The organism is Clostridioides sp. ZZV15-6597 (genome assembly GCF_020657815.1).
Lineage (GTDB): Bacteria > Bacillota > Clostridia > Peptostreptococcales > Peptostreptococcaceae > Clostridioides.
In genome coordinates this window covers 25,770-49,166 of sequence record NZ_JAGWCT010000004.1, presented here as the reverse complement: position 1 = coordinate 49,166, position 23,397 = coordinate 25,770, and the positions used below count along the sequence as shown (strand labels likewise).

The window sequence follows — 23,397 nt, the reverse complement described above, 5'->3', positions numbered from 1 at the left end:
GAATCAATAATAAAATATTTTAATTTAAAAAGTGGGGAGATTAAAAATGAGCAGTTTAAAAAAGAAAAAGTTTACTATGCCACAGACACTTACTATAATATTTTTACTAATAGTAGTAATGGCAGTTCTTACTTGGATAGTGCCAAGTGGAAATTTTGAAAGGGTAGATATAGACGGAAGATCGGTTGTTGTAGCTGGAACTTATGAAAAAGCAGCATCAAATCCACAGGGAATTACTGATGTATTTACAGCACCTATAAATGGATTTATAGATGCGGCTGAAGTAGTTGGATTTGTTTTGATAGTTGGAGGAGCTTTTGGAATAGTTAATAAAACAGGAGCTATAGAAGCTGTTATAGCTCATACTGTAAATAAAATGAAGAGATTCCAATTTTTAATAATACCTATATCAATGATTCTATTTGGATTAGGTGGAACAACATTTGGAATGAGTGAAGAAACACTACCTTTTTATATGATATTTATTCCACTCATGACCAGTATGGGATATGATTCATTAACAGCAGTGGCGACAGTATTTATAGGAGCAACAGCTGGATTTGGAGCAGCTACTACTAATCCTTTCTCTGTAGGAATAGCACAAGCATTGTCACAAATAACACCAGGTTCTGGGATAGAGTTGAGAGTTGTTATGTTTATAATATATATGGCTATATCTATAGGATTTGTTATGATGTATGCCAATAAAGTTAAAAAAGACCCTAAAAAGTCTTTAGTACATGGTATATCATTGAATCAAGAATCAATGGCTAATACTGATACAAACATAAAAGAATTTACAAAAAGAGAAGCTATGGTAATAGCAATTTTCACAATAGGTATGGCAATTATGATATATGGAGTTTTAAAGCTAGGATGGTACATAACTGAAATTGCAATGATATTTACAGCTATAGGTATAATATCAGGAATAGCATCAGGGCTTAAACAAGATGACATAGTCAATTCATTTATAAGTGGAGCAGGAGATTTAATGACAGCAGGGTTATGTATAGCATTTGCACGTGGAATAGTAATAATAGCAGAAAATGGATTTATAATAGATACAATTTTAAATTCTGCCGCAAATTTATTAAATGGACTTCCAAAAACTATATTTATAAATTTAACTTTCTTAATAGAAGGTTTAATAGCATTTTTTATACCATCAGCATCAGGACTTGCATCACTTACAATACCTGTACTTGCACCACTTGGAGATTTAGTAGATGTATCTAGACAAATGATAGTTACAGCTTATCAATTTGGTATAGGTGTAACTAATTTAATAACACCTACATCAGGTGTTTTAATGGGAGCACTAGCAGTAGCTAATATTCCTTGGTCAAAGTGGGTTAGATTTGTAATGCCTTTAATGGTAGTATTAACAATTACTGTAATGGTATTTTTAACAATAGGATTATTTGTTGGATTCTAATAGGAGGTATATTATGATTGAAAGTATAAAGAAAAGAGCTTATGAGATAGAGAATGAACTGGGAAAAGAAATTGAAGAAGTATGTGATTTTATATTTAACAATCCAGAGTTAGGAGAAGAAGAATATATATCATCAAAGTACTTAGTAGAGAAAATGAAGGAATATGGATTTGATACAACTTATCCGTACTGCAATATGGATACTGCTTTTAGAGCAGAGCTAGGGGATAACGATGGTCCAACTATAGCATTTTTAGCTGAGTATGATGCACTGCCTGGGTATGGGGAAAATAAAGAACCAGGTCATGCTTGTGGACATAACTGGATTGCTGCATCTACATTAGGAGCTTGTATAGTACTAAGTAAGTTAAAAGAAAATTTTAAAGGAAAAATTGTACTAATAGGAACACCAGCTGAAGAGACAACAGGAGGAAAGTGTGATTTAGTTAAAGCAGGAGCTTTTGATGATGTTGATGTAAGTTATCAGATGCATATAGAAGCTTTTAATAACATAAACTGCAAGGCTTTGGCAATAGACTCAATAGAGTTTAGTTTTGAAGGTGTATCAGCACATGCAGCTAGTCACCCTCATATGGGAGTTAATGCATTAGATGCAGTACAACTTACTTTTGCAGGAATAAATGCACTAAGACAGCATGTAAAATCAGATGTTAGAATACATGGGATAGTTTCAAATGGAGGAGAAGCTCCAAACATAGTTCCAGAAAAAGCAGCCTGTGAGTTTTTCGTAAGAGCTGCTGAAAGAAGTTATTTAGATGAAGTAACTAAAAAAGTTATAAACTGTGCGAAAGGTGCAGAGCTAATGACAGGAGCTAAACTTTCTTATAGATACTTTGAAAATTCTTTTGACAACATAATTAATAATAAGGTGCTTCAGAATATAACAAAGAATAATTTAATTGAAGCAGGTATAACGGATATATTAGAAGGAAAAGAGGGACCAGTAGGTTCTACAGATATAGGAAATGTAAGCCAAGTTTGTCCTACTATGTATACAGAAATAGCTCTAGACATAAATCCAATGGTATATGTTCATGAAAAAGAGTTTTTAAATTATGCAAATTCTGAGGAAGCTTATGATAAACTTCACAAAGCAGTAAAGGCAATGGTAGGATGTGCATTAGAAATTTATCTAGAAGATGGACTACTTGATGAGATTAAGAAAAATCACTTAAATTAAAAATAAAACAAAGGGGTATTACCGAAAAGTTGGTAATACCTCTTTATTTTTTGATAGAAGTCATATTTTTGTAGATTCTATAGATAAAGTTATATTATTTATCTAATCTTAATCATATAATAATATTTCTAAGTCAATATTAAATAAAAATAAGTAATCTATCAATTTGGCATAACTTTTGCTTTATACTAAGTTAAAAGATTTTGAACTATATTAGAACTATTAAAATCTCACATAATATAAACAAAAGAAAGGATAGATTTATAATGAAAACAATAGCAGTAGTAACTGATGGATTATCTAAATTAGAATGTTTTTTAAATAAAAATCTAAAGCTAATATTTAAAGATAAAGTAAAAATAAAAAATTATTATTTAAATAGAATAACAGAAGAAGAATTGATAAAAGATGACATAATATTAGTAATGATAGATGATAGAGTATTAAAAATAAAAAAATATGTAAAGGATGTCTCAAAAATAATAACTATAAACAGGAGTATAAAGCAAAGGGATATATACAAGTTATTTTCATTACCAGAAGGAATAGATGTATTAGTAGTAAATGATAATAACCATACTGTATTAGAAACAATATCTAATTTATACAATATAGGAATAAATCACTTAAATTTTATACCATATAATCCTAATGAAGAATATAGACACATTAAGATAGCTATAACACCAGGAGAGAGAGAGTTAGTTCCTGAATATATTAAAGAAGTTATTGATTTAGGACATAGATATATTGATAGTTCAACATTTATTCAAATAATAGCAAAGCTTAAACTAGATGATAAAGAAATTACTGAAAGGTTAATTAAATATACAGATGAAGTGATTAGTTTATATTCAGGTATAAATACTAAATATAAAGAACTTACTATAAAAGCAGATGAATTAAACTCTATAATAAACCTATCAAATTTAGGTATGGCAATGATATCAGAGAAGGAAAATATAATTATTTGTAATGATAGTTTGAGTGATACACTAGATATTCAAAATGATATTATAGGAAAAAATATAGATGAACTAGAGAATGAAAATATTAAAAAGATTTTTAGATTAAGTAAGGCACATGATGAAGTTATAAAGTTTAATAATAAATATTTAAATGTAAATAAGTATAATATAGAAAGTTTTGGAAGGGTGACTGGATATTATTTTTGTATTCAAGAAATAACTTACATAAGGAAATTGGAACAAAACCTATCAAAGAAGCTTAGAGAAAAAGGGCAAGTTGCTAGGTATACCTTTGATGACATAAAAACAGTATCAGTAAAAATGGAAAGAACTAAAGAGCTAGGTATGAAAATAGCGGAATCTGATTATACAGTTCTTATAACTGGAGAAAGTGGAACAGGAAAAGAACTCATGGCTCAGTCTATTCATAATGCATCACCAAGACATAGTCAACCATTTATAGCTATAAACTGTGCAGCTATGCCAGAAAATTTACTTGAAAGTGAACTTTTTGGATATGAAGAGGGTGCTTTTACAGGTGCTTTAAGAGGAGGAAAAAAAGGTTTATTTGAGCAAGCTAATAATGGAACTATATTTTTAGATGAAATAGGAGACATGCCTATATATTTACAAAGCAAATTACTTAGAGTATTACAAGAGAATCAAGTCATGAGAGTTGGGGGAGAAAATGTAATAGACACTGATGTTAGAGTAATTGCAGCTACAAATAAAAATTTATTAGAAATGATAAAAAAAGATAGGTTCAGAGCTGATTTATATTATAGGATAAATGTATTGCCTATAAACATACCACCTTTAAGGGAGAGAAAAGAAGATATAGAAGTTATGTTAAAGTATTTTATGAAAAGGAAGAGGGAAATTAGTCAAGATGTTCAAGACGTTATTAATGCATATGAATGGCCAGGGAATATAAGAGAGTTAAAAAATACAGCTATGTATATTAACATTATGAGTTCTGAGCATGTTATTTTAATCAATGACCTACCTCATAACCTATTAAATATAACTGAAGATTATAGTAAAGAAATAAGTACATTAAAAGATAGAACATCTATAGAAAAAGTAAGGTTAGTAATGGAATGCTTAAAAAATGCCAATAACCTTAATAAAAACATAGGTAGAAATGGTATTGTTAATTCAATAAATGAATTAGGTTATAATATAACAGAAGGTGAGGTAAGGGGAATACTTAATATACTTAAAGAACTAGATTTGATAATATGTGAATCAGGTAGAAAGGGAAGTGAGTTAAATAGAAGAGGAAAAAATATATTAAATAGTATTTAATAGGTCAATAAAAAGGAAAATATAAATGCCTATTTTGCCCATTAATTAGACTTAAGACTATTCAAAAAAGCCGAATTAAACAGGATTAAAATAAAATATAAATTAGTAGAATGATTTATATAACTGCTGCCTTAGAAAAAGTATTTTAAAAATAAATTAGAATTTTTAAATAAATAAAATATTGGTATGCTACTTGCTCTTTAAGAGAGAAGTAGCATTTTTTATTGTTCATAAATAATTTAAGGGGTGAAGAAAGTGATTAAAAAGAAATATCCAGTAATAGGAATATCAGGAAACTTATTAATTGATGAAGGGGGGATGTTTCCTGGTTATGAAAGGGCTTATGTAAACAATGACTATATACAGTCAGTAGTTATGTGTAAAGCTATACCATATATTGTACCAATTGTATATGATGATGAGATTATAAAGGAACAAGTATCAAATATAGATGCACTTATACTATCAGGAGGGCAAGATGTAAATCCTCTCATATGGAAAGAGGAACCTCATAATAAGCTAGGTGCAATATCACCCAAAAGAGATGGTTTTGATATGAAGTTATTAAAACATGCTTTAGATATGAAAAAACCAGTGTTAGGTATATGTAGAGGGGAGCAAATAATAAATGTAACTGAGGGAGGAAGCTTATATCAAGACTTATCTTTAATTGAAGGAGCTTACATAAAACATAATCAGCAACATTTATCGAATATACCTACACATACAGCGCAGATAAAAGAGGGTACAAAGTTGTATGAAATATTAGGAGAAAAAGAAATCTTAGTTAATAGTTTCCATCATTTAGTTGTCAATAAGGTAGCTCCAGGATATATTGTTTCAGCTACTGCTAAAGATGGTTTAGTTGAAGCTATAGAAAAGGAGGGAAATGAGTTTGTAATAGGTATACAATGGCATCCAGAAATGATGACTAAGGATTGTGATAATATGAAAAAAATATTTATGGCAATAGTTAAAGAAGCATCTAAAGAAAAATAATTATAACTATATTTAAGTTGGGTTTGGAGGAATAGCAATGAAAAAAAGCGTTAAGTTAGGTTTCTGGAGTATTGTATTATTAGGGATTAATGCAATAATAGGGTCAGGTATATTTGGTTTACCTGGAGATGCTTATACAAATATAGGTCCAGCGAGTATATTAGTACTAGTTTTTTGTATGTTTTTAGCTGTCTCTATTGCTTTATGTTTTGCTGAAGCAGGGAGTTGGTTTGATACTGATGGAGGGCCATATCTTTATGCAAAAGAGGCATTTGGAGATTTTATTGGGTTTGAAGTTGGATTTATGAAGTGGATAGTTAGTATGATTGCCTGGGCGACTATGGCAAACTTTTTTGCAGTCACACTATCATCTATATGGCCTCAAGCAGCAGAGCCACTTATTAAAAATATAATAATTGGTATATTAGTTGGAGGACTTGGGCTTATAAATTTTATGGGAATGAAGCAATCTAAGCATTTAAATAATATAATGACTATAGGAAAATTATTACCAATAGTTTTATTTATAGCTGTAGGTTTATTCTTTATAAAAAGTTCTAATTTTACACCATTTGTAATAATACAAAAAGGTCAAAGTACATCATCAGCTTTTGTAGCAGTATCAATAACTTTATTTTATGCTTTTACAGGGTTTGAATCTTTAGCTGTTGCAGCAAAAGATATGGAGAATCCTAAGAAAAATGTACCTAAGGCATTAGTGATGGTAATGTTTGTGGTATCAGTAATATATATGCTTATATTGGGGATAAGTATAGGTGTATTGGGAGATGGATTAAGAGGGTCAGCGACTCCTGTTGCAGATGCTGCTATTAAAATGTTAGGTCCTATAGGTGGATATATAATTACAATAGGGACTATAGTATCTGTTGGAGGTATAAATATTGCATCATCTATATTTACACCAAGGTCTGCTGCTGCTTTGGTTGAGCAAGGATTAATGCCTAAGTCTATAAGAAAAACTAATAAAAATGGAGCTCCATATATAGCAATTATAGTATCTGTTATAGGAACTTTATTAATAGCATGGTCAGGGTCATTTACAACATTATCTCAAATAAGTGTTGTATCTAGATTTATTCAATATATTCCTACCTGTCTAGCTGTATTAATATTAAGAAAGAAGTATGCTGGTAAAGACATAAACTTTAGGATACCTGGAGGAGCAATTATACCAATATTTGCAGTAGCTATAAGTGTAGTATTATTGATAAAAGCAGGTATTGATGAACCAATGAAGATAGTTTGGGGACTAGGTGGTATGATAATTGTAGTTCCTATATATTTCTATATGACCAAGGTATACTCAAAGAAATATAATGATATTGAAGTCAAATAATCCTTATAATTATTAGATAGTAAAATTACGAGGATTGTAATAAATTTTCTATCTATAAATTGGATGCAGAAGTATAATCATGTGATTGATTTTTTTGTACTTTAGCTCTAGTATTGAAATTCACAAAGAATCATATTTATATGTATTTTATAAGGATACTTTTGAATTTAGGATAAGCGGTATAACATTTTGGTGTTATACCGCTCTTTGTATAAATAACTTTATTTTTTACTGCTCTAGTTGTGTAAAATGATGGAATATTAAATTCATCTAATAAGAGATGTCTATAAAGAAGAAACTGTATGTACAAAGAAAGGAGTAGAGTATAAAATAGAGTGTAAACTAAAACTTATAAAATTGTATGGTTAAAATAAGGAGCAGATAAAAATGAAAGTATTAATTTCTATAGATTCCTTGAAAGGAAGTTTATCTTCAATCGAGGCAGCAAATGCAATAAAAAAGGGAATATTAAAAGTAAAAAAAGATGCAGAAGTAAAAATATTGCCACTTGCAGATGGTGGTGAAGGGACAGTAGATGCTTTAGTTCAAGGAATGAATGGGAAAAAAGAAACTATAGAGGTTACTGGACCTATAATTAAGAAAGTAAGTGCGACACATGGATTATTAAAAGGTACAAATACAGCAATAATAGAAATGGCTCAAGCCTCAGGATTAACATTAGTTCCAACTGAATTTAGAAATCCTTTATATACCACGACTTATGGTGTTGGAGAAATAATAAAGGAAGCAATAAATAAAGGCTATAGAAACTTTATAGTTGGAATAGGTGGAAGTGCTACTAATGATGCTGGTGTAGGTATGCTTCAAGCTTTAGGATTTGAGTTTTATGATGAAAACAACAACTTAGTAGGGTTAGGTGGAACAGTTTTAAATGAAATAAGACATATAAAAGTAGATAATAGATTAAAAGAATTAGATGAATGTAATTTTAAAATAGCTTGTGATGTAAACAACCCACTGTTTGGAAAAAATGGAGCTGCGTACATATACGGACCTCAAAAAGGTGCAACACCAGAAATAATTGAAGAGTTAGATAATGGACTTAGAAATTTTTCTAAGGTAGTAAAAAGTAACCTAAATAAAGATGTAGCTAATGTAGAAGGCGTAGGAGCAGCAGGTGGATTAGGTTTTGCATTTTTAGCGTTTTTAAATTCAAAATTAGAATCAGGAGTAAAAATAATATTAGATGAAATTAAATTAGAAGATGAAATAAAATGTGTAGACCTTGTTATAACAGGTGAAGGTAGGTTGGACAATCAAACTGCTATGGGTAAGGCACCAATAGGAGTTGCAAAACTAGCCAAAAAGTATGGAGTAAAAGTAATAGGTTTGGCTGGGGCAACGACAGAAGATGCAGTTAAGTGCAATGAAGAAGGGATAGATGCTTATTTCTCTATAGTAAATAGGGCTATGACAATTGAAGAAGCAATGGATAAAGAAACTGCAAGTAATAATATGACTGCTACAACAATACAAATATTTAATCTTATAACTAGTATACAACAGACAAAAAATAAGTAGTATTTAAATTAAGATATATTGAGTAAAAAGAAAGCTGTCACATATGAATTTAGATTTTTTCAGTGTGACAGCTTAATTTATTTTGTATTAATAATTTTAATAATATGTATTGTGAACAAATTAATGAATTTAGATGCTTTGAATAAGATAAGCTATTCTATTCATAAAACTACTATAACTATCTGCTTTAGTGAGTTCTTTTACATTATTCCACTCAGATAGTATTTCAATAAAACTTTCAAATATGTAATTGAATCTTTCTTTTTCTTTTTCGTTTATAGGTATCATGGCTATAATTTGAACTTTTTCCTCTCCCCATTTAACTGGTTTATCGTTTACAATTAAACAGACTCCAGTTTTTAAAGCATTCATTTTCATACTATGAGGAATTGCTACATTGTTATTAAACGCAGTTGAAGACATATTTTCTCTTATAAGAACGTCATCTATATAGTTAGGCTCAACATATTTATTTTCATATAGTACATTTCCCATAAATCTTATATAATCTTTAGCACTGTCTAAATATATGTTTTTCATAAATAAAGACTCACTGAAGTACATTTCTAAATGATTTTGTACAGTAAGTATATTTTTTCTTTCCTTAATCTGAATAAATTTACTTTGAATATTGTCATAATCTTTTATGTTTGGATAAGGATTTATATAGACAAAAGGTAGAGGACATCTATCACTAATTGGTAAGGTAGTAATAACCATATCTACTTTGCTATCAAAGTCTAGATTATGAGTGTCTGAAAAAATCTGAATAACTTCTATAGATTCATTAAATCTTTTTTCGAGGTCTCTCACTATTTTGAGTTGTAAGTCATAGTAATTTGGAGTAATTAATGCACAGAGAACTTTATCTTCTAGTAGTTTTTGCCTATCAAAAAATGAGCCTACATGAAGAGATATATATGATATCTCATCTTCATCTATCTTTATATCCTCTAAAATTTGAATTTGATTACAAATATAAACAGAAATATCATATATTAGAGGATAGGAATCTTTTAACTTTTGAGGTATTTGATTTCTCAAAACTTGATTATTATTAGCCCTACTTACTAAATTTTTTACATGAAGAGTAAATCTTACAACGAATTCATCATCAGATAAATCTATAAAATATAAATCATATACATTTTTAATTATTTTCTTAGTTAAATCAACGAAATGTTCATTTATATAATTAGATAATGATTTAGTATCCATTTGATGGTAGTTTAAGACTGTGGTTTTGTTTGTTAACTGAAATACTAAATAATATAGTTCTGCACTAGTTAAAGTTATATCGTATTCAGACTCTAAAAAGCTTGATATATCTTTTGCTATATTTATATCTATATTATTGTCTATGTAATTTACTACTTTACCTGATTCTATGTAATTATTCTTTTTTATCCTATCTATGGTTATCATTAGATGAAGAAGTATGTTATTTATAGCATATTCATTTATAAATAAATTGTACTTTTTTAATATATGTATTACATTTTCCTTTAGTTTAGTTAGATTATATTCCTGATATATTTTTTGAACATCAAATAAACTTAAAAAGTCACTTCCTGTTTCTTTAAATATTATAGAACTCATTAATTTACGTTTTGAAGACTCATCTCCAACTAGTTTTAGTAAAAATCTTGATTGTTTTATTTTTAAATTATAATTTTCTATAAATTTATTAGCTTTGACGATATCACCTTCAATGGTTGCTGAGCTAACAAATAATTCTTCACTTAAATCAAATATATTAATTCCTTTACTATTAACGATAAGTTCCTTTAAAATTAAATTTAACCTATTAGCAGGTGATGCATTTTCTGAACTATCAATTTTAGTTTGACAACTACTATTAAGATTTACTTTATATCCTTTTTTAGAGGACAATATAATTTCACCAGTAGAATTAATCTCATTTACATATTTTCTAATTGAACGTGTTGATACGTTAAGATAATTAGCTATTGTAGATGAATCTATCCAAGCATGTTGCGTTTTTATGAAATTTAAAAATAACTCTTTTTTAGATGTTTTCATCAATATCCCCTCGCATAATTTTTAAAATAAAATCTGTATGATATGATATATTGTATAATTGAATGTACGTATTGTAAAGTACATTATACTATATATTAACATGCCTAGTTAAGAGTAAATGATTTCCTATTGTTAGGAACTATATTTATGTTAAAGGAACTTATTTAGGAAGTACAATATAAATATAATCAAATAAAAATAAAAAAAATTCATTAAGAAGTAAATAATGAATGAAGATATTGGAGGTATTATTATGAAAAATATAAGCGTGTTATTAGCATGTGGTTCAGGAGCAAGTACAGGGTTTATGGCAACTAGTATGAGAAAGAGTGCAAAGAAAAAGGGGATAGAAGCAGATATAAAGGCTAGAAGTGAGTCAGAAATAGATAAATATTTACCAGAGATAGATTGTTTATTATTAGGGCCGCATCTAGACTATATGAAAGATGAGATTCAAAAAAGAGCAGATGAGTATAACGTTCCAGTGGCATGTATATCTAAAATTGCATACGGGAGATTAGATGGTGCAAAAGCTTTAGAAGAAGCACTAGAGCTAATATCAAATAAATAAAATATTTATAGGGAGATTATTTATGAATAAATTTATAGATTTTTTAAGCGAGAAGTTCACACCTGCTGTAAATAAGATAACTAAAAATGTGTGGATACAATCAGTTCAATCAACCATAATGAAGGTTTTACCGATGGTATTTGTAGGTTCTTTGGTAACTATAGTTTCTGTTTTGAAAAATTACATAAGTTTTTTACCTGATTTAAGTCCAATAAATCAATATACATTTGGACTTTTAGGATTATTTATAGCATTTTTATTACCTATGGAAATAATGAAAAATAAGAAATTTGAAACTATGAGTGTTGTTGCAGGTCTTGCTGGTGCAGGATTAATGTTAATGATGATTCGTCCAGAGATTACAGAACAAGGAACTGTATTTAACTTTAACAGATTCGGAGGAGAGGGGATGCTTGTGGCACTGGTTGCAGGTTTATTCTCTGGATTAATAATGTCTTTATTTGGGTCTTTTTCATTTTTCGGTGAAGATTCGGCACTTCCTGATTTTGTAAGCAAATGGTTTGACAGTATGTTACCTATAGCAGTAATAATGTTTATAGGTTGGTTATTAATTTATGGACTCAACTTTGATATGTTTGAAATAATAGTTAAAATCTTCAAGCCAGTATCAGATATAGCACAAACATTGCCTGGTTTTGTACTATTAAACTTCTTAGTAGTATTTTTGTATTCTTTAGGTATAAGTGGTTGGGTACTATCTCCAATAACTTATGCAATTCAACTTAGTGCAATTGCAACTAATGCAGCAGCTGTAGCATCAGGAGGTGTGGCAACTAACATATATACTTATGAAGTTATTCAAACAGGTTGGATAACTATAGGAGGATGGGGAGCAACATTACCACTAGTTTTAATGATGTGTTTATCTAAGGCTGGAAGAATCAAAGCAATAGGAAGAGCATGTGTTGTTCCATCAATAATGAATATAAATGAGCCAGTAATGTTTGGAGCTCCAGTAGCATGGAATCCATTCTTAATGCTACCTATGTGGATAGGAACGATAGTAATATCAATAACTACTTACTTATCAATGAGTCTGGGGTTTGTTACAATTCCAAGTAAAGTATTTAATTTATGGTATCTTCCTTTTGGAATATCTACTTTTATGATAAATGAAGATGTTAGAGGGTTAATTGTTCTAGCAATAAATATAATATTACTATTTATGATATGGTATCCATTCTTTAAAGCCTATGAAAAAGAAGAATTAAAGTTGGAGAATCAAGAAGCTTAAATTTAGATGTTGAAAGGAAATTATAAATATGACAATTGAAGAACAAGTAATAGATGAAGAGTTAATAGAAGTAGCAATGCAAATAATACTTCGTGCAGGAGAAGCTAGAACAGAAATTAAGCAAGCTCTTAGTGATTTGGAAAAGTTTGACTACAAAAATGCTGATATAAAATTAGCTAAAGCAAAAGAGTTTATGACAGAAGCACATAGAGCCCAAACCAATATTATACAAGGAGAAGCTGGAGGAGAAAAAAGAGAGCATTCATTATTATTTGCACATGCTCAGGATACTCTTATGACAATATTTAGTGAATTAAATATAGCTATGTCTTTAGTAGGGATAGTAAAGTCTATAGAAGATAAGGTAAATAGTATAAATAATAGATAAAATGAGGAGTGATTAAGTTGAGTAAGTTTCCTAAAGATTTTTTATGGGGTGGAGCTGTAGCAGCTAACCAGCTAGAAGGTGCTTGGAATGAAGGTGGAAAAGGGTGGTGTTTAGCGGATGTACATATATATGATAAAGATAGAGATATATCTAAACATTACGAGTCTGATATGACTATAGACAAAATAAAGTTCGCTATGGAAGATAAGGAAGGTTATTATCCTAAGCGTAGTGGAATAGACTTTTATCATACATATAAAGAAGATTTAAAACTTTTAAAAGAATTAGGATTAAAATGTTTTAGATTTTCGATAAACTGGTCTAGAATATTTCCAAATGGAGATGACTTAGTGCCTAATGAAGAGGGATTAAAGTTTTATGATAATCTTATAAATGAAGTAATTAATAATGGTATGGAGCCTATTGTAACACTACTTCATTATGAGACTCCTTTAAATTTAACATTAAAGTATAAAGGTTGGACTAATAGAAAAGTAGTAGATTTCTTTGTTAGATATGCAGAATTAATGTTAAATAGATATAAAGACAAGGTCAAATACTGGATAGCTATAAACCAAATAAACTTAATGTATCATGAATCATTTAACTCAGTTGCATTTTGTGTAGACCAAGTAGATAATGTAGAACAAGCTAAATATCAAGCTATACATCATCAGTTTATGGCTACAGCTTTAACTAAGAAGCTTGGAAAAGAAATAAATTCAGATATGATGATAGGTATGATGATGGCAGACTGCACATCTTATCCAGAAGATTGTGACCCTGAAAATATAGTATTTGCCTTAAAAAGAAATAGAATACAGTATTTCTTTACAGATGTAAGTTTTAGAGGAGAGTATCCAACTTATATTAAGAGATTTTTCACAGAAAACAATATAAATATAGTTATGGAAGAAGGGGACAAAGAAGTATTAAAAGAAAATACTATGGACTTCCTAGCTCTATCATATTATTATTCTACAGTAGTATCAGCAAGTAAAAATACTATGAATCCAATTGATAATATAAAAAATCCATATTTAAAGGCAAATCCTTGGGGATGGGCAATTGACCCAAAAGGATTGTATCATACTTTGTCTCAATATTATGATAGATATCAAAAACCAATAATGATAGCTGAAAATGGATTTGGGATGCATGATAAATTTGAAGATGGAAAAATTCATGATAGCTATAGAATAGATTATTTAGGAAAGCATATAGAGCAAATAGGTGAAGCTATAGCTGATGGGGCTGAAATACTAGCTTATTGTATGTGGTCACCAATAGATATAATAAGTTGTTCGTCTCAAGAAATGGAAAAGAGATATGGGTTTATATATGTAGATATAGATAACAATGGAAATGGAAGCAGAAAACGTTATAAAAAAGATAGTTTTGAGTGGTATCAAAGTGTAATAAGAACCAATGGAGAAGAACTAAAATAAAAAGTAAATAGTTTCTAAATATGAATAATCCCTCTTATAAAAACTATATTAATAATATGGTTTTATAGGAGGGATTATAATTATAAATAAGGTGGTTTTATTAATTATGAGTATAAAAAGGTTTATAAAAAAGTTTATAAAAAGGTTTATAAAAAAGTTTATAAAAAAGTTTATAAAAAAGTTTATGTTTATATTTTTAATTATAAATATGTTGGGATGTGGAATATCTCTTATACTTCAGTCAGGTCTTGGTAGCGATGCCATTACACTTTTAAACGAAGGTATACACTTAAAGCTAGGTGTAAATTATACAGTAGCAGGGTTAATATATAATGGAATTTTATTATTGCTAGCATTGTTATTGAATAAAAAAGGATTGGGATTAGGAAGTTGTGTTTATGTACTATTAGCAGGTGCATTTATAGATTTATATACATATTTGCTATTGAATTTTAATATAGGGAGTTTAGATATTATTATTAGAAACATGAGTTTTCTCATGGGGCATATGCTTATGTGTGGTGGATTTGCAATGCTTATAAAGTTTGATATTGGAATGAGTCCTTTAGATGCAATATTAATCCATATTGAAAATAACTTTAAATATTCATATAAAGTTTTAAAAACTACAGTAGATGTACTATTTTTAATTCTAGGTGTATATTTAGGCGGAAATTTAGGATTTGGAACTCTATTTTCCATATTATGTACAGGGACCACAATTTCAATTTTTAGTAAATTAATCTCTACTAATAAAAAAATATACTTTTCAAATATATAAACTGATAAGTGGATAAGTATGAGGTATATATGAATAGTATTCAATAATTTAAGTCGCTTGAATACTGAAAATCTTGTAATTGCTCAATTTTGATGATTGAGCAATTACTTTTTTATTGTGATATAACATAATGATAATATAATAAACTAAAGTATAAAATTATAATATTATAAATTTATATCTATAGACATTGACTAAATCATAATTGTGTATAAAAATAAGTAGTTAAGAGGTAATATATTATAATATGTGATAAATTTAGACAAATAAAACCTATATATAAGGAGAGCGAAAATATGATAATTGAGTTAAATAAAAGAAACTCTGAAAATCTAACGAAAACGGAAATGGAAATAATTAAATTTATAAATCAAAATGAGTCGATATTACCAGAATTGTCCATAGTAGAGATTGCTCATGAAACATATTCGTCTCCAGCAACTGTTTCAAGAGCAATTAGAAAATGTGGTTTAAATGGATTTAATGAACTTAGATACAGGTTGACAGTAAAAGATGAAAATAATGATATACACAATATGGGGGATATAATAAACAAGTCTTTTATAGAAGCACAACGAGTTATAGAACAAATATCTTTAACTACACTAATTAATATAATAAAAACTATAAATGAATCTAGTAAGATATACGTCCTAGCAAGAGGTCTTACTGAATATGTAGCAAAAGAGTTTAGCCTTAAGTTACAATTGCTTGATTTTAATGTGTTTTTCATAAATGACCCTAATATAATGAAAATAAAATCTAAATCAATGAAAGAAGATGAACTTATAATCATATTTTCGTTGAATGGAAATACTAAAGAACTTGTAGAATCAGCACAAAATGCCAATTTAGGTGGAGCCAAAGTTATAACATGTTGCTGTAGTGAAAATGCAAAACTTATAAAGTATTCTGATTTATATATTGTAGGATATAAGCATTATCATATATCTATATCTGAATATGAAGTGTCTTCTAGGTTGCCCCTGTACATTATATCTAGGATAATTATAGATTATATGGTCAAATATAATAATTCTGGAAATTAAATTGAAAAAGTCTATGAAAATCTATTTTCTATTTATGAAAAGATTTTCATAGACTTTTTTATTATAATGAAAGCATACACAACAGAAGCAAGGGGGAAGACAATGATATATACATTAACCACGAATCCAGCAATAGATATGAACATATCTACTAATGGTATAAAAAGTAAATTAGTAAATCGTACATCAAATGCTACATATTCTCCTAATGGAAAAGGTTTAAATGTAACATTTGTACTAGGTCATTATGGTATAGAGTCTAAGATATTAGGTTTTTTTGGAGGATTCTCAGGAAAATATATAGTTGAAGAAAGTGAAAAGAAAGGGTTTGATGTACTACCTACATGGGTAGAAGATACAACTCGTATAAATATATTTTTAAATGATGGAAATGATGAGTTTAAATTTGTAAACTCTGGGTCATATGTAAATGCAAAGCAAAAATTAGACATGCTAGAGAAGCTAGAGTCATTAGAAGATATAAGTTATTTGTCAATAAGTGGAAGTTTACCACCTGGTATTGATGAGAATTACTATGAAGAAATATTTGAGATTTGTAAAAATAAGAATATAAAAACAATACTTGATATAAGTTCGCCGAAATTAAATGAATTATTAGAATATAATCCATATTTGATAAAACCAAATGATGAGGAAATCAAAGATATATTTGGAATTATCGTAAGAGATGAAGAGGATATTAAGGATGTACTTAAGTTACTACATTTAAAAGGAGCTCAAAATATATTACTAACATTAGGAGAAAAAGGTTCTTATTTTTACAATGGAAAAGCAATTTATTATGCTAGTGCTCAACCAGTTACAGTTGTTAGTTCTGCATGTGCTGGTGACTCTGCATTAGCTGCTTTTTTAAGTATATGGCTAGAAAATCCAGAAGATATTGAATATGCATTAAAAAGGTCTGCGGCAACGGGTGCAAGTGTGGCTGAAAGTAATGGTATAGGTAATCTGGCGAATGTAGAAGATTACATAAAAAATATAAAAGTAAGAAAGGTGGTATAAAAATGGGGAAGAAGATAATCCTTGGGGTAACAGGTTGTCCAACTGGAATTGCTCATACATTTATGGCAGAAGAAGCATTAAAAAAATCAGCTAAAGAATTAGGATGTGATATAAAAGTTGAAACAAATGGCGCAATAGGTGTAGAGAATAAATTAACAGCAGAAGATATCGAAATGGCAGATGCAATAATAGTTGCTTGTGATAAAAACGTTGATATGGATAGATTTAATGGAAAACCAGTAATAGAGGTGCCTGTAAAAGAAGGTATACACAAAGCTAGTGAGCTTATAAAAAAGTGTATTGATGGTAAAGTACCAGTTAGAAAAGGAAGTACATCAAGTAACAAATTTACAGAAGAAGGTAATTTATCGTTTGGTCAAAAGTTATATAAGGACTTAATGAATGGGGTATCTCATATGCTACCTTTAGTAGTAGCAGGAGGAGTGCTAACTGCTATATCATTTTTGTGGGGAATTTATTCATTTGACCCAAATTCAGAACAGTATAATCAGATAGCAGCTACATTAAAATCTGTTGGTGGATATTCTATGAATTTGATGGTTCCTATATTAGCAGCATTTATAGCTCAATCTATATCAGGTAGACCTGGTATGTTGGCAGGGCTTGTTGGAGGAATGATATCGTTTGACACAGGCTCAGGTTTTTTAGGTGGAATTATATCAGGATTTTTAGCAGGTTATGCAGTTAAATTATTCGTGTATTTATTAAGAAAATTACCAAGACAGTTAGAAGGCCTTAAGTCAATTTTTATAATTCCTATAGTCAGTGTAGGTGTTGTTGGTATATCTATGTTGTTACTTGGAGGACCATGTTCAGCACTTAATAATGCTATGATGAATTTCCTTTCAGGATTACAGAACTCAAGCCCTATAATCTTGGGATTAGTAATAGGGTGTATGTCAGCATTTGATATGGGAGGTCCAGTAAATAAAGCAGCATATGTAACTGGAACTATGCTTCTAGGTCAAGGAAACTACTTATTCATGGCAGGTGTATCTGCAGCTTGTATAACACCACCATTAGTAATAGCAATAGCATCTACTTTATTTAAAAATAGATTTACAGAAGAAGATAGAGCAGCAGGACTGATTAATTATATACTAGGTAGTACTCATATAACAGAAGGAGCGATACCTTTTGCAGCAAAGAATCCACTGAAAGTCTTGCCAGTACTTATGATTGCATCATCAATATCAGCGATTTTAACTTACATAATGAAAATAGAGGTACCAGCTCCACATGGAGGATTTTTAGTCTTAGGATTAGTAAATAAGCCACTTTTATGGGTAGGATGCATACTTGTAGGTTCATTAGTAGGAGCAATACTTTATATGATGGTTACACCTAAGGTAGTAAATAACAATAATACTACAGAAAATACAAATGAAATTAAAAATGGACATAAAAATAAAAATACAAAATTGGAAAACGTATCTAATAACATATCTTTGTATAACGAAGAAACAGTAGTTTTAGATGTTAAAGGAAAAAATAAAACAGATGTAATTGATGAAATGGTTGAAATACTTGATAAATCGGGTGTTCTTTTAGATAAAAATAAATTTAAAGAAGAAATTCATAAGAGAGAAGAAATATCATCTACAGGTTTTGGTATGGGCATAGCGATACCACACGCAAAAACAGATGCAGTAAAAGTACCACGTGTAGCAGTTGGTGTATCAAAAGAAGGGTTTGATTTTGAATCGGAGGATGGAAGTCCAGTACATATTATATTTATGATAGCAGCTACAGATAATGGTGATAATTTACACTTAAAGACATTGTCTCAACTATCTGCAAAGCTAATGGATGAAGAATTTTTAAATGAGCTAATAAATAGTAAGACAAGCATAGAAATAGTATCAAAATTAAATAATGAAGAAATTAAATCATTATAAATATATAGGAGGATGAATTATGGCATTAGTGACAACTAAACAAATATTATTAGATGCACAAGAAGGGCATTATGCAGTAGGAGCATTTAATGTTGAAAATATGGAGATGGTTATGGCAGTAATAGAAGCTGCTGAAGAACTTAAATCACCTGTAATACTACAGACAACACCTTCAACAATAAAGTATGCAGGATTGGATTATTATTTAGCAAATGTAAAGGTAGCATCAGAGAAGGCAAGCGTTCCTGTAGCAATGCACTTAGACCATGGTTCAAGTTTTGGGCTAGCAATGCAGGCACTTAGAGTTGGATATACTTCTATTATGATTGATGGTTCTCATGAAAGTTACGAAGATAATATATCAGTATCTAAAGCTGTTGTAGATGCATGTACACCTTCAGATATACCTGTTGAAGCCGAATTAGGTAAAGTTGGAGGTAAGGAAGACGATTTAGATGGTGGTGATGGTGGAGCATATACAGACCCACTAGAAGCAAAAGAATTTGTAGAAAGAACAGGGGTATCATCTTTAGCAGTAGCAATAGGTACGGCACATGGGTTATATAAGGGAGAGCCAAAACTTGATTTAGATAGATTATCTGAAATTAGAGAGGTTGTATCAGTTCCATTAGTATTACATGGTGGGTCAGGGATACCAGATGAGATTATTAAAGAATCTATAAAAAGAGGGATTTGCAAGGTTAATTATGCAACAGAGTTAAGGATTGCTTATAGTAATGGGGTTAAGGATGTGCTTAATTCTGACCCAGAGGTAATTGACCCTAAGAAATATGGTAAAAAAGGTTTAGATTCGGTTAAAGAATTTGTTAAGAGTAGAATGGAAGTTTGTGGATGTGTAGGAAAATCAGTAGGGGAAGTGGAGTGTTATCAATAAAACCTAATCATAAATAAAAATAAAGTAAGAGGTCTATAATAAACCTCTTACTTTATTTTATATATTTAAGAGAGTAAGTGGAAATCTGGAATAAAGAAGATATTATTAATGTAATAAAAAATCTCTTCTTTCATTTTAATTTAATAGTAAAAAGACCATAATAGAGGAATAGTTATTAAAGTAGATGGTACTTCAATGATGAATATATGATAAAATAATTTTGTATAGTATATATAATAATTATAAAATAAGATTGTTATGTTAATTTTAAAAATTAAAAAGTATAATAAAAAGAAAATTTGATAACTATTTAGAGTGATTTTTAATTGAGTGTAAAGGGTTACCAATTATTAAGAAGTATAACTAAAATATATATTCAAATTATTTTATGGAAAGTCGTATATAATTATAGATAAATTAAGACATAAAGCAGATAAGAGATTAGTATGAAAAGCAAATTTTTAGATGCAATTCAGTGATTCTGTTAATCAAGTAGATAAATGAAAACTAGAAATGAAAATTAGTTTAAAATAGTTATAATATAACTTTAATTCATTAATGTAAAGAGCTTTTGAAGGAGAATTATTTAACTAAGTAATATTACATAATAAATATGAGGTGATTAAATGAGAAATATACCAGATGAGATTAAAAACTCAATAATAAATATATTTCCAAAAGAAAATACTATGGCCATCATAATATTTGGTAGTTATGGAACAGATAGGCATACATCAGAAAGTGATATAGATATAGCATGGATTCCTATCAAAAAAGTATCAATTACAGAGCTTGCAACGAAAACAGAGGCTCTAAGAAATATATTAGATGTTGATGTAGACTTAAAGATTGTTACAGATAACTATACAATAGCACTTAGAAAGGCTATTTTAGAAGGTGATGTTATTTATGAATCTAAAGATTTTAAGGATTATATAAATAATTTCTATTTTGAAAATAGTGATGTAATAGATATCTTAGATTGGAGGGATATGTATGGTAATTAGAAATAAATTGTCTTGGAGTTCAATAGAAGAAGTAAATAGAGATTTTGGTTCTTGTTTATATGATTTGCAAAACTTCAAAATACTATATACTAAAGAAGAAATACCTGAATTATGGGCTAGATATATAAAAGAAGGTTTTAAAAGCTATATGGTATCATTTCTAGAATTAACAAAAGCAATGCTGTATTATAAATCAATTAATTTAAATATAAAATCTAAGACCTTCTATGATTATCTCTTGGCTTGTGAGTATCATAACTTATTGCCCCAAAATTCTTCTATTGTTATAGAAACACTTAGAAAGTTAAGAAATGATGATTCTCATGGATATGATATACCAGAGTTTGAAGATATGTATGAGTTGTTTACAGAAAACGAAGAGGTATTTGTTAGTATAAGAAATACTTGTAAAAAATGATTTTTAGGGAGACGCATTTTAACTAAGATGTAAAGGAAAGAAAAAACCTTGAGTAACTTTGAGTTTTTAAAAGAAGTTAAATAAAATGTATCAGAGATAAGTTAGTAGTAGCAATTGGCTAATATCTTATTTGATTATAATAAAATAACAATACAACCTCTTAATACAGCTTTAGAATCTAAATCTATATTAAGAGGTTGTATTTAATTAAATTAATACAAATGTTGTATAATTAAATCATAAATACTAAAAGTTAATGAAGCCAAAATAGAAAATATCATTATACAAATATATGCATATAAATTTATTATAAAGATTAATAAATCATATATTATTTACAATTTATTAAGAAGAACTAGATGTATTTCTATTATATTGAGATATAAAACCTTTAGGCATTTTACTTATAAAATACACAACCATAATACAAGACAAAGGCTTGTCTACTATATTGCTAAGTATTCTTGGAAAGAATGCAGCAGTAAATATCTTCTGACCAGACTGAACTAAAAAACCGACTAATAAATCAGCACCACTTCCACTTAAACCACCAAACAATAAAACTGAAATAGGAGTACCAATTAAAGGACAAACAACAGATAGAATTAGTCCTGTAATAATAGCCTCCTTATAACCAAAACCTTTTTTCTTAGAAATATAACCAACGATAAGACCAAGAACAATATTTACAAGGGCAAAAGGTATATTCGTAGGGCCTGATATAACTCCTAAAACCAAGTTTGTACAGCCACCAATAAGAGCACCCCAAAAAGGCCCTAATACTACAGCTCCAAGCACAGTACCAACCGTATCTAAAAATAATAATGGTATATTTATCATAGATATAGCTATACCTAAAACAATGTTAATAACTATACACATTGAAGAAAATGTTATTTTCTTAGTATTCAATTATAATACCTCCTAAAAAAATGTATATATTTATCATAGTATAGATTATAAAAGATTACTAATTGTATATTTCTATATAGAATACTATAAATATAGAGCAAATGAATAATATAATTATCAAAATATGTAGTATTATTAAAAGTGAGAATACTTAAGGAGAATATTATGAAAAGAAACAGAGAGATTGTAGTAGTTTGTCATTGTATATTGAATTGTAACTCTAAAGTAGAGGGGCTATCAGAATTTAAAGGTGCACAAAGTATAACAATAAATTTAATAAATAATGGATATGGAATAATTCAACTACCATGTCCAGAGATGATTATGTATGGAATAAATAGGTGGGGACATGTAAAAGAACAGTTTGACAATTTGTTTTTTAGAGAACAATGTAGACAAATGCTAATACCTTATATAAGACAGTTTGATGAATATTTAAAAAATAATTATAATATAAAAAGTATCATTGCCGTAGATGGTAGCCCAAGTTGTGGATATAACAAGACCTGTAGTTCTAAAAATTGGTTTGGTGAATTAAGTGGTTGCAAGGATTTGATGAATAAAATAAATGATATCCAAATGGTAGAAGAGAAAGGTATTTTTATAGATGAGTTAGAAAAATTACTTAATGAATATAATTTAGAAATACCTATAGTTGGATTTGACGAACTTAGAGAAGATAAGTAAATATATTAAGGATATATTATAAAAGCTTACTATCTTATCTAAAAGAATATTAGATAGCTATAATAATATAAATTCAGATTCAAAAACTTCATATAAATATTTGTAATAGAAGCTTTTATATAAAAGGGTGATTATTCTGAAGAAGGAGAATAATCACCCTTTTTATGAATTTATATAGTAACCTAAAA

Annotated in this window: 20 protein-coding genes; 18 read left to right on the top strand and 2 right to left on the bottom strand. The window is 28.8% G+C overall.

What is annotated here, in order from left to right:
• Positions 1-46 precede the first annotated feature (46 nt).
• The 6 genes from KGF52_RS01880 to KGF52_RS01855 all read left to right on the top strand — a co-directional run bounded on the left by KGF52_RS01880 (position 47) and on the right by KGF52_RS01855 (position 8,813).
• Positions 47-1,438, top strand: a complete 1,392-nt coding sequence (locus KGF52_RS01880) for a YfcC family protein (protein ID WP_227433860.1) — start codon at positions 47-49, stop codon at positions 1,436-1,438.
• Positions 1,439-1,451: 13 nt separating this feature from the next.
• Positions 1,452-2,639 (top strand): M20 family metallopeptidase, encoded by a 1,188-nt coding sequence (locus tag KGF52_RS01875; protein ID WP_227838960.1) that lies wholly within the window; start codon positions 1,452-1,454, stop codon positions 2,637-2,639.
• A 266-nt stretch (positions 2,640-2,905) separates the two neighbouring features.
• Positions 2,906-4,915, top strand: coding sequence for a sigma 54-interacting transcriptional regulator (locus tag KGF52_RS01870; RefSeq protein ID WP_227838959.1), 2,010 nt, complete (start codon positions 2,906-2,908; stop codon positions 4,913-4,915).
• Between the two features lie 246 nt (positions 4,916-5,161).
• Positions 5,162-5,914, top strand: a complete 753-nt coding sequence (locus KGF52_RS01865; protein ID WP_304521243.1) for a gamma-glutamyl-gamma-aminobutyrate hydrolase family protein — start codon at positions 5,162-5,164, stop codon at positions 5,912-5,914.
• A 37-nt stretch (positions 5,915-5,951) separates the two neighbouring features.
• Positions 5,952-7,271: an APC family permease gene (locus tag KGF52_RS01860; protein ID WP_227830071.1), complete on the top strand. Its 1,320-nt coding sequence runs from the start codon at positions 5,952-5,954 to the stop codon at positions 7,269-7,271.
• Between the two features lie 387 nt (positions 7,272-7,658).
• Positions 7,659-8,813: a glycerate kinase gene (locus tag KGF52_RS01855; protein WP_227838958.1), complete on the top strand. Its 1,155-nt coding sequence runs from the start codon at positions 7,659-7,661 to the stop codon at positions 8,811-8,813.
• Between the two features lie 129 nt (positions 8,814-8,942).
• Here the strand turns inward: KGF52_RS01855 and KGF52_RS01850 are convergent, their stop codons facing one another.
• Positions 8,943-10,856 carry a PTS sugar transporter subunit IIA gene (locus KGF52_RS01850; RefSeq protein ID WP_227838957.1) on the bottom strand — a complete coding sequence of 638 codons (1,914 nt, stop codon included), beginning with the start codon at positions 10,854-10,856 and terminating at the stop codon, positions 8,943-8,945.
• A 253-nt stretch (positions 10,857-11,109) separates the two neighbouring features.
• Here KGF52_RS01850 and KGF52_RS01845 point away from each other — a divergent pair, with 253 nt between their 5' ends.
• From KGF52_RS01845 to KGF52_RS01795, 11 genes are all read left to right on the top strand, one after another.
• Positions 11,110-11,427, top strand: a complete 318-nt coding sequence (locus KGF52_RS01845) for a PTS sugar transporter subunit IIB (protein ID WP_227838956.1) — start codon at positions 11,110-11,112, stop codon at positions 11,425-11,427.
• A 22-nt stretch (positions 11,428-11,449) separates the two neighbouring features.
• Entirely contained in the window at positions 11,450-12,682 is a 1,233-nt protein-coding gene (locus KGF52_RS01840; protein WP_227838955.1) for a PTS transporter subunit EIIC, read from the top strand.
• A gap of 28 nt (positions 12,683-12,710) precedes the next feature.
• Positions 12,711-13,070 carry a PTS lactose/cellobiose transporter subunit IIA gene (locus KGF52_RS01835; protein ID WP_227838954.1) on the top strand — a complete coding sequence of 120 codons (360 nt, stop codon included), beginning with the start codon at positions 12,711-12,713 and terminating at the stop codon, positions 13,068-13,070.
• Positions 13,071-13,078: 8 nt separating this feature from the next.
• Complete coding sequence (locus KGF52_RS01830; protein WP_413927382.1) at positions 13,079-14,518, top strand: glycoside hydrolase family 1 protein; 1,440 nt, start codon at positions 13,079-13,081, stop codon at positions 14,516-14,518.
• 106 nt (positions 14,519-14,624) lie between these two features.
• Positions 14,625-15,299 (top strand): hypothetical protein, encoded by a 675-nt coding sequence (locus tag KGF52_RS01825; RefSeq protein WP_227838952.1) that lies wholly within the window; start codon positions 14,625-14,627, stop codon positions 15,297-15,299.
• A gap of 296 nt (positions 15,300-15,595) precedes the next feature.
• Complete coding sequence (locus tag KGF52_RS01820; RefSeq protein ID WP_227838951.1) at positions 15,596-16,348, top strand: MurR/RpiR family transcriptional regulator; 753 nt, start codon at positions 15,596-15,598, stop codon at positions 16,346-16,348.
• A gap of 102 nt (positions 16,349-16,450) precedes the next feature.
• Complete coding sequence (locus KGF52_RS01815; RefSeq protein WP_227838950.1) at positions 16,451-17,371, top strand: 1-phosphofructokinase; 921 nt, start codon at positions 16,451-16,453, stop codon at positions 17,369-17,371.
• A 2-nt stretch (positions 17,372-17,373) separates the two neighbouring features.
• Positions 17,374-19,290, top strand: coding sequence for a PTS fructose transporter subunit IIABC (locus tag KGF52_RS01810; protein ID WP_227838949.1), 1,917 nt, complete (start codon positions 17,374-17,376; stop codon positions 19,288-19,290).
• A 19-nt stretch (positions 19,291-19,309) separates the two neighbouring features.
• A complete protein-coding gene (gatY, locus tag KGF52_RS01805) occupies positions 19,310-20,185 on the top strand; it encodes a tagatose-bisphosphate aldolase subunit GatY (protein WP_227838948.1) in 876 nt (291 codons plus the stop codon).
• Between the two features lie 626 nt (positions 20,186-20,811).
• Entirely contained in the window at positions 20,812-21,192 is a 381-nt protein-coding gene (locus KGF52_RS01800; protein ID WP_227830062.1) for a nucleotidyltransferase domain-containing protein, read from the top strand.
• Positions 21,182-21,610 carry a hypothetical protein gene (locus KGF52_RS01795; protein ID WP_227838947.1) on the top strand — a complete coding sequence of 143 codons (429 nt, stop codon included), beginning with the start codon at positions 21,182-21,184 and terminating at the stop codon, positions 21,608-21,610. The genes KGF52_RS01800 and KGF52_RS01795 overlap by 11 nt, the downstream gene beginning before the upstream one ends.
• A gap of 345 nt (positions 21,611-21,955) precedes the next feature.
• Here the strand turns inward: KGF52_RS01795 and KGF52_RS01790 are convergent, their stop codons facing one another.
• Entirely contained in the window at positions 21,956-22,522 is a 567-nt protein-coding gene (locus KGF52_RS01790) for a CD3073 family putative ECF transporter S component (protein WP_227838946.1), read from the bottom strand.
• Between the two features lie 165 nt (positions 22,523-22,687).
• Here KGF52_RS01790 and KGF52_RS01785 point away from each other — a divergent pair, with 165 nt between their 5' ends.
• Positions 22,688-23,209 carry a CD3072 family TudS-related putative desulfidase gene (locus KGF52_RS01785; RefSeq protein WP_227838945.1) on the top strand — a complete coding sequence of 174 codons (522 nt, stop codon included), beginning with the start codon at positions 22,688-22,690 and terminating at the stop codon, positions 23,207-23,209.
• The last annotated feature ends 188 nt before the right edge of the window (positions 23,210-23,397 follow it).

Coding starts and splice junctions, on each gene's coding strand:
- KGF52_RS01815 (WP_227838950.1), top strand. CDS start 16,451: ATGATATATACATTAACCACGAATCCAGCAATAGATATGAACATATCT.
- KGF52_RS01835 (WP_227838954.1), top strand. CDS start 12,711: ATGACAATTGAAGAACAAGTAATAGATGAAGAGTTAATAGAAGTAGCA.
- KGF52_RS01860 (WP_227830071.1), top strand. CDS start 5,952: ATGAAAAAAAGCGTTAAGTTAGGTTTCTGGAGTATTGTATTATTAGGG.
- KGF52_RS01795 (WP_227838947.1), top strand. CDS start 21,182: ATGGTAATTAGAAATAAATTGTCTTGGAGTTCAATAGAAGAAGTAAAT.
- KGF52_RS01880 (WP_227433860.1), top strand. CDS start 47: ATGAGCAGTTTAAAAAAGAAAAAGTTTACTATGCCACAGACACTTACT.
- gatY (WP_227838948.1), top strand. CDS start 19,310: ATGGCATTAGTGACAACTAAACAAATATTATTAGATGCACAAGAAGGG.
- KGF52_RS01845 (WP_227838956.1), top strand. CDS start 11,110: ATGAAAAATATAAGCGTGTTATTAGCATGTGGTTCAGGAGCAAGTACA.
- KGF52_RS01810 (WP_227838949.1), top strand. CDS start 17,374: ATGGGGAAGAAGATAATCCTTGGGGTAACAGGTTGTCCAACTGGAATT.
- KGF52_RS01800 (WP_227830062.1), top strand. CDS start 20,812: ATGAGAAATATACCAGATGAGATTAAAAACTCAATAATAAATATATTT.
- KGF52_RS01825 (WP_227838952.1), top strand. CDS start 14,625: ATGAGTATAAAAAGGTTTATAAAAAAGTTTATAAAAAGGTTTATAAAA.
- KGF52_RS01875 (WP_227838960.1), top strand. CDS start 1,452: ATGATTGAAAGTATAAAGAAAAGAGCTTATGAGATAGAGAATGAACTG.
- KGF52_RS01870 (WP_227838959.1), top strand. CDS start 2,906: ATGAAAACAATAGCAGTAGTAACTGATGGATTATCTAAATTAGAATGT.
- KGF52_RS01855 (WP_227838958.1), top strand. CDS start 7,659: ATGAAAGTATTAATTTCTATAGATTCCTTGAAAGGAAGTTTATCTTCA.
- KGF52_RS01850 (WP_227838957.1), bottom strand. CDS start 10,856: ATGAAAACATCTAAAAAAGAGTTATTTTTAAATTTCATAAAAACGCAA.
- KGF52_RS01785 (WP_227838945.1), top strand. CDS start 22,688: ATGAAAAGAAACAGAGAGATTGTAGTAGTTTGTCATTGTATATTGAAT.
- KGF52_RS01820 (WP_227838951.1), top strand. CDS start 15,596: ATGATAATTGAGTTAAATAAAAGAAACTCTGAAAATCTAACGAAAACG.
- KGF52_RS01840 (WP_227838955.1), top strand. CDS start 11,450: ATGAATAAATTTATAGATTTTTTAAGCGAGAAGTTCACACCTGCTGTA.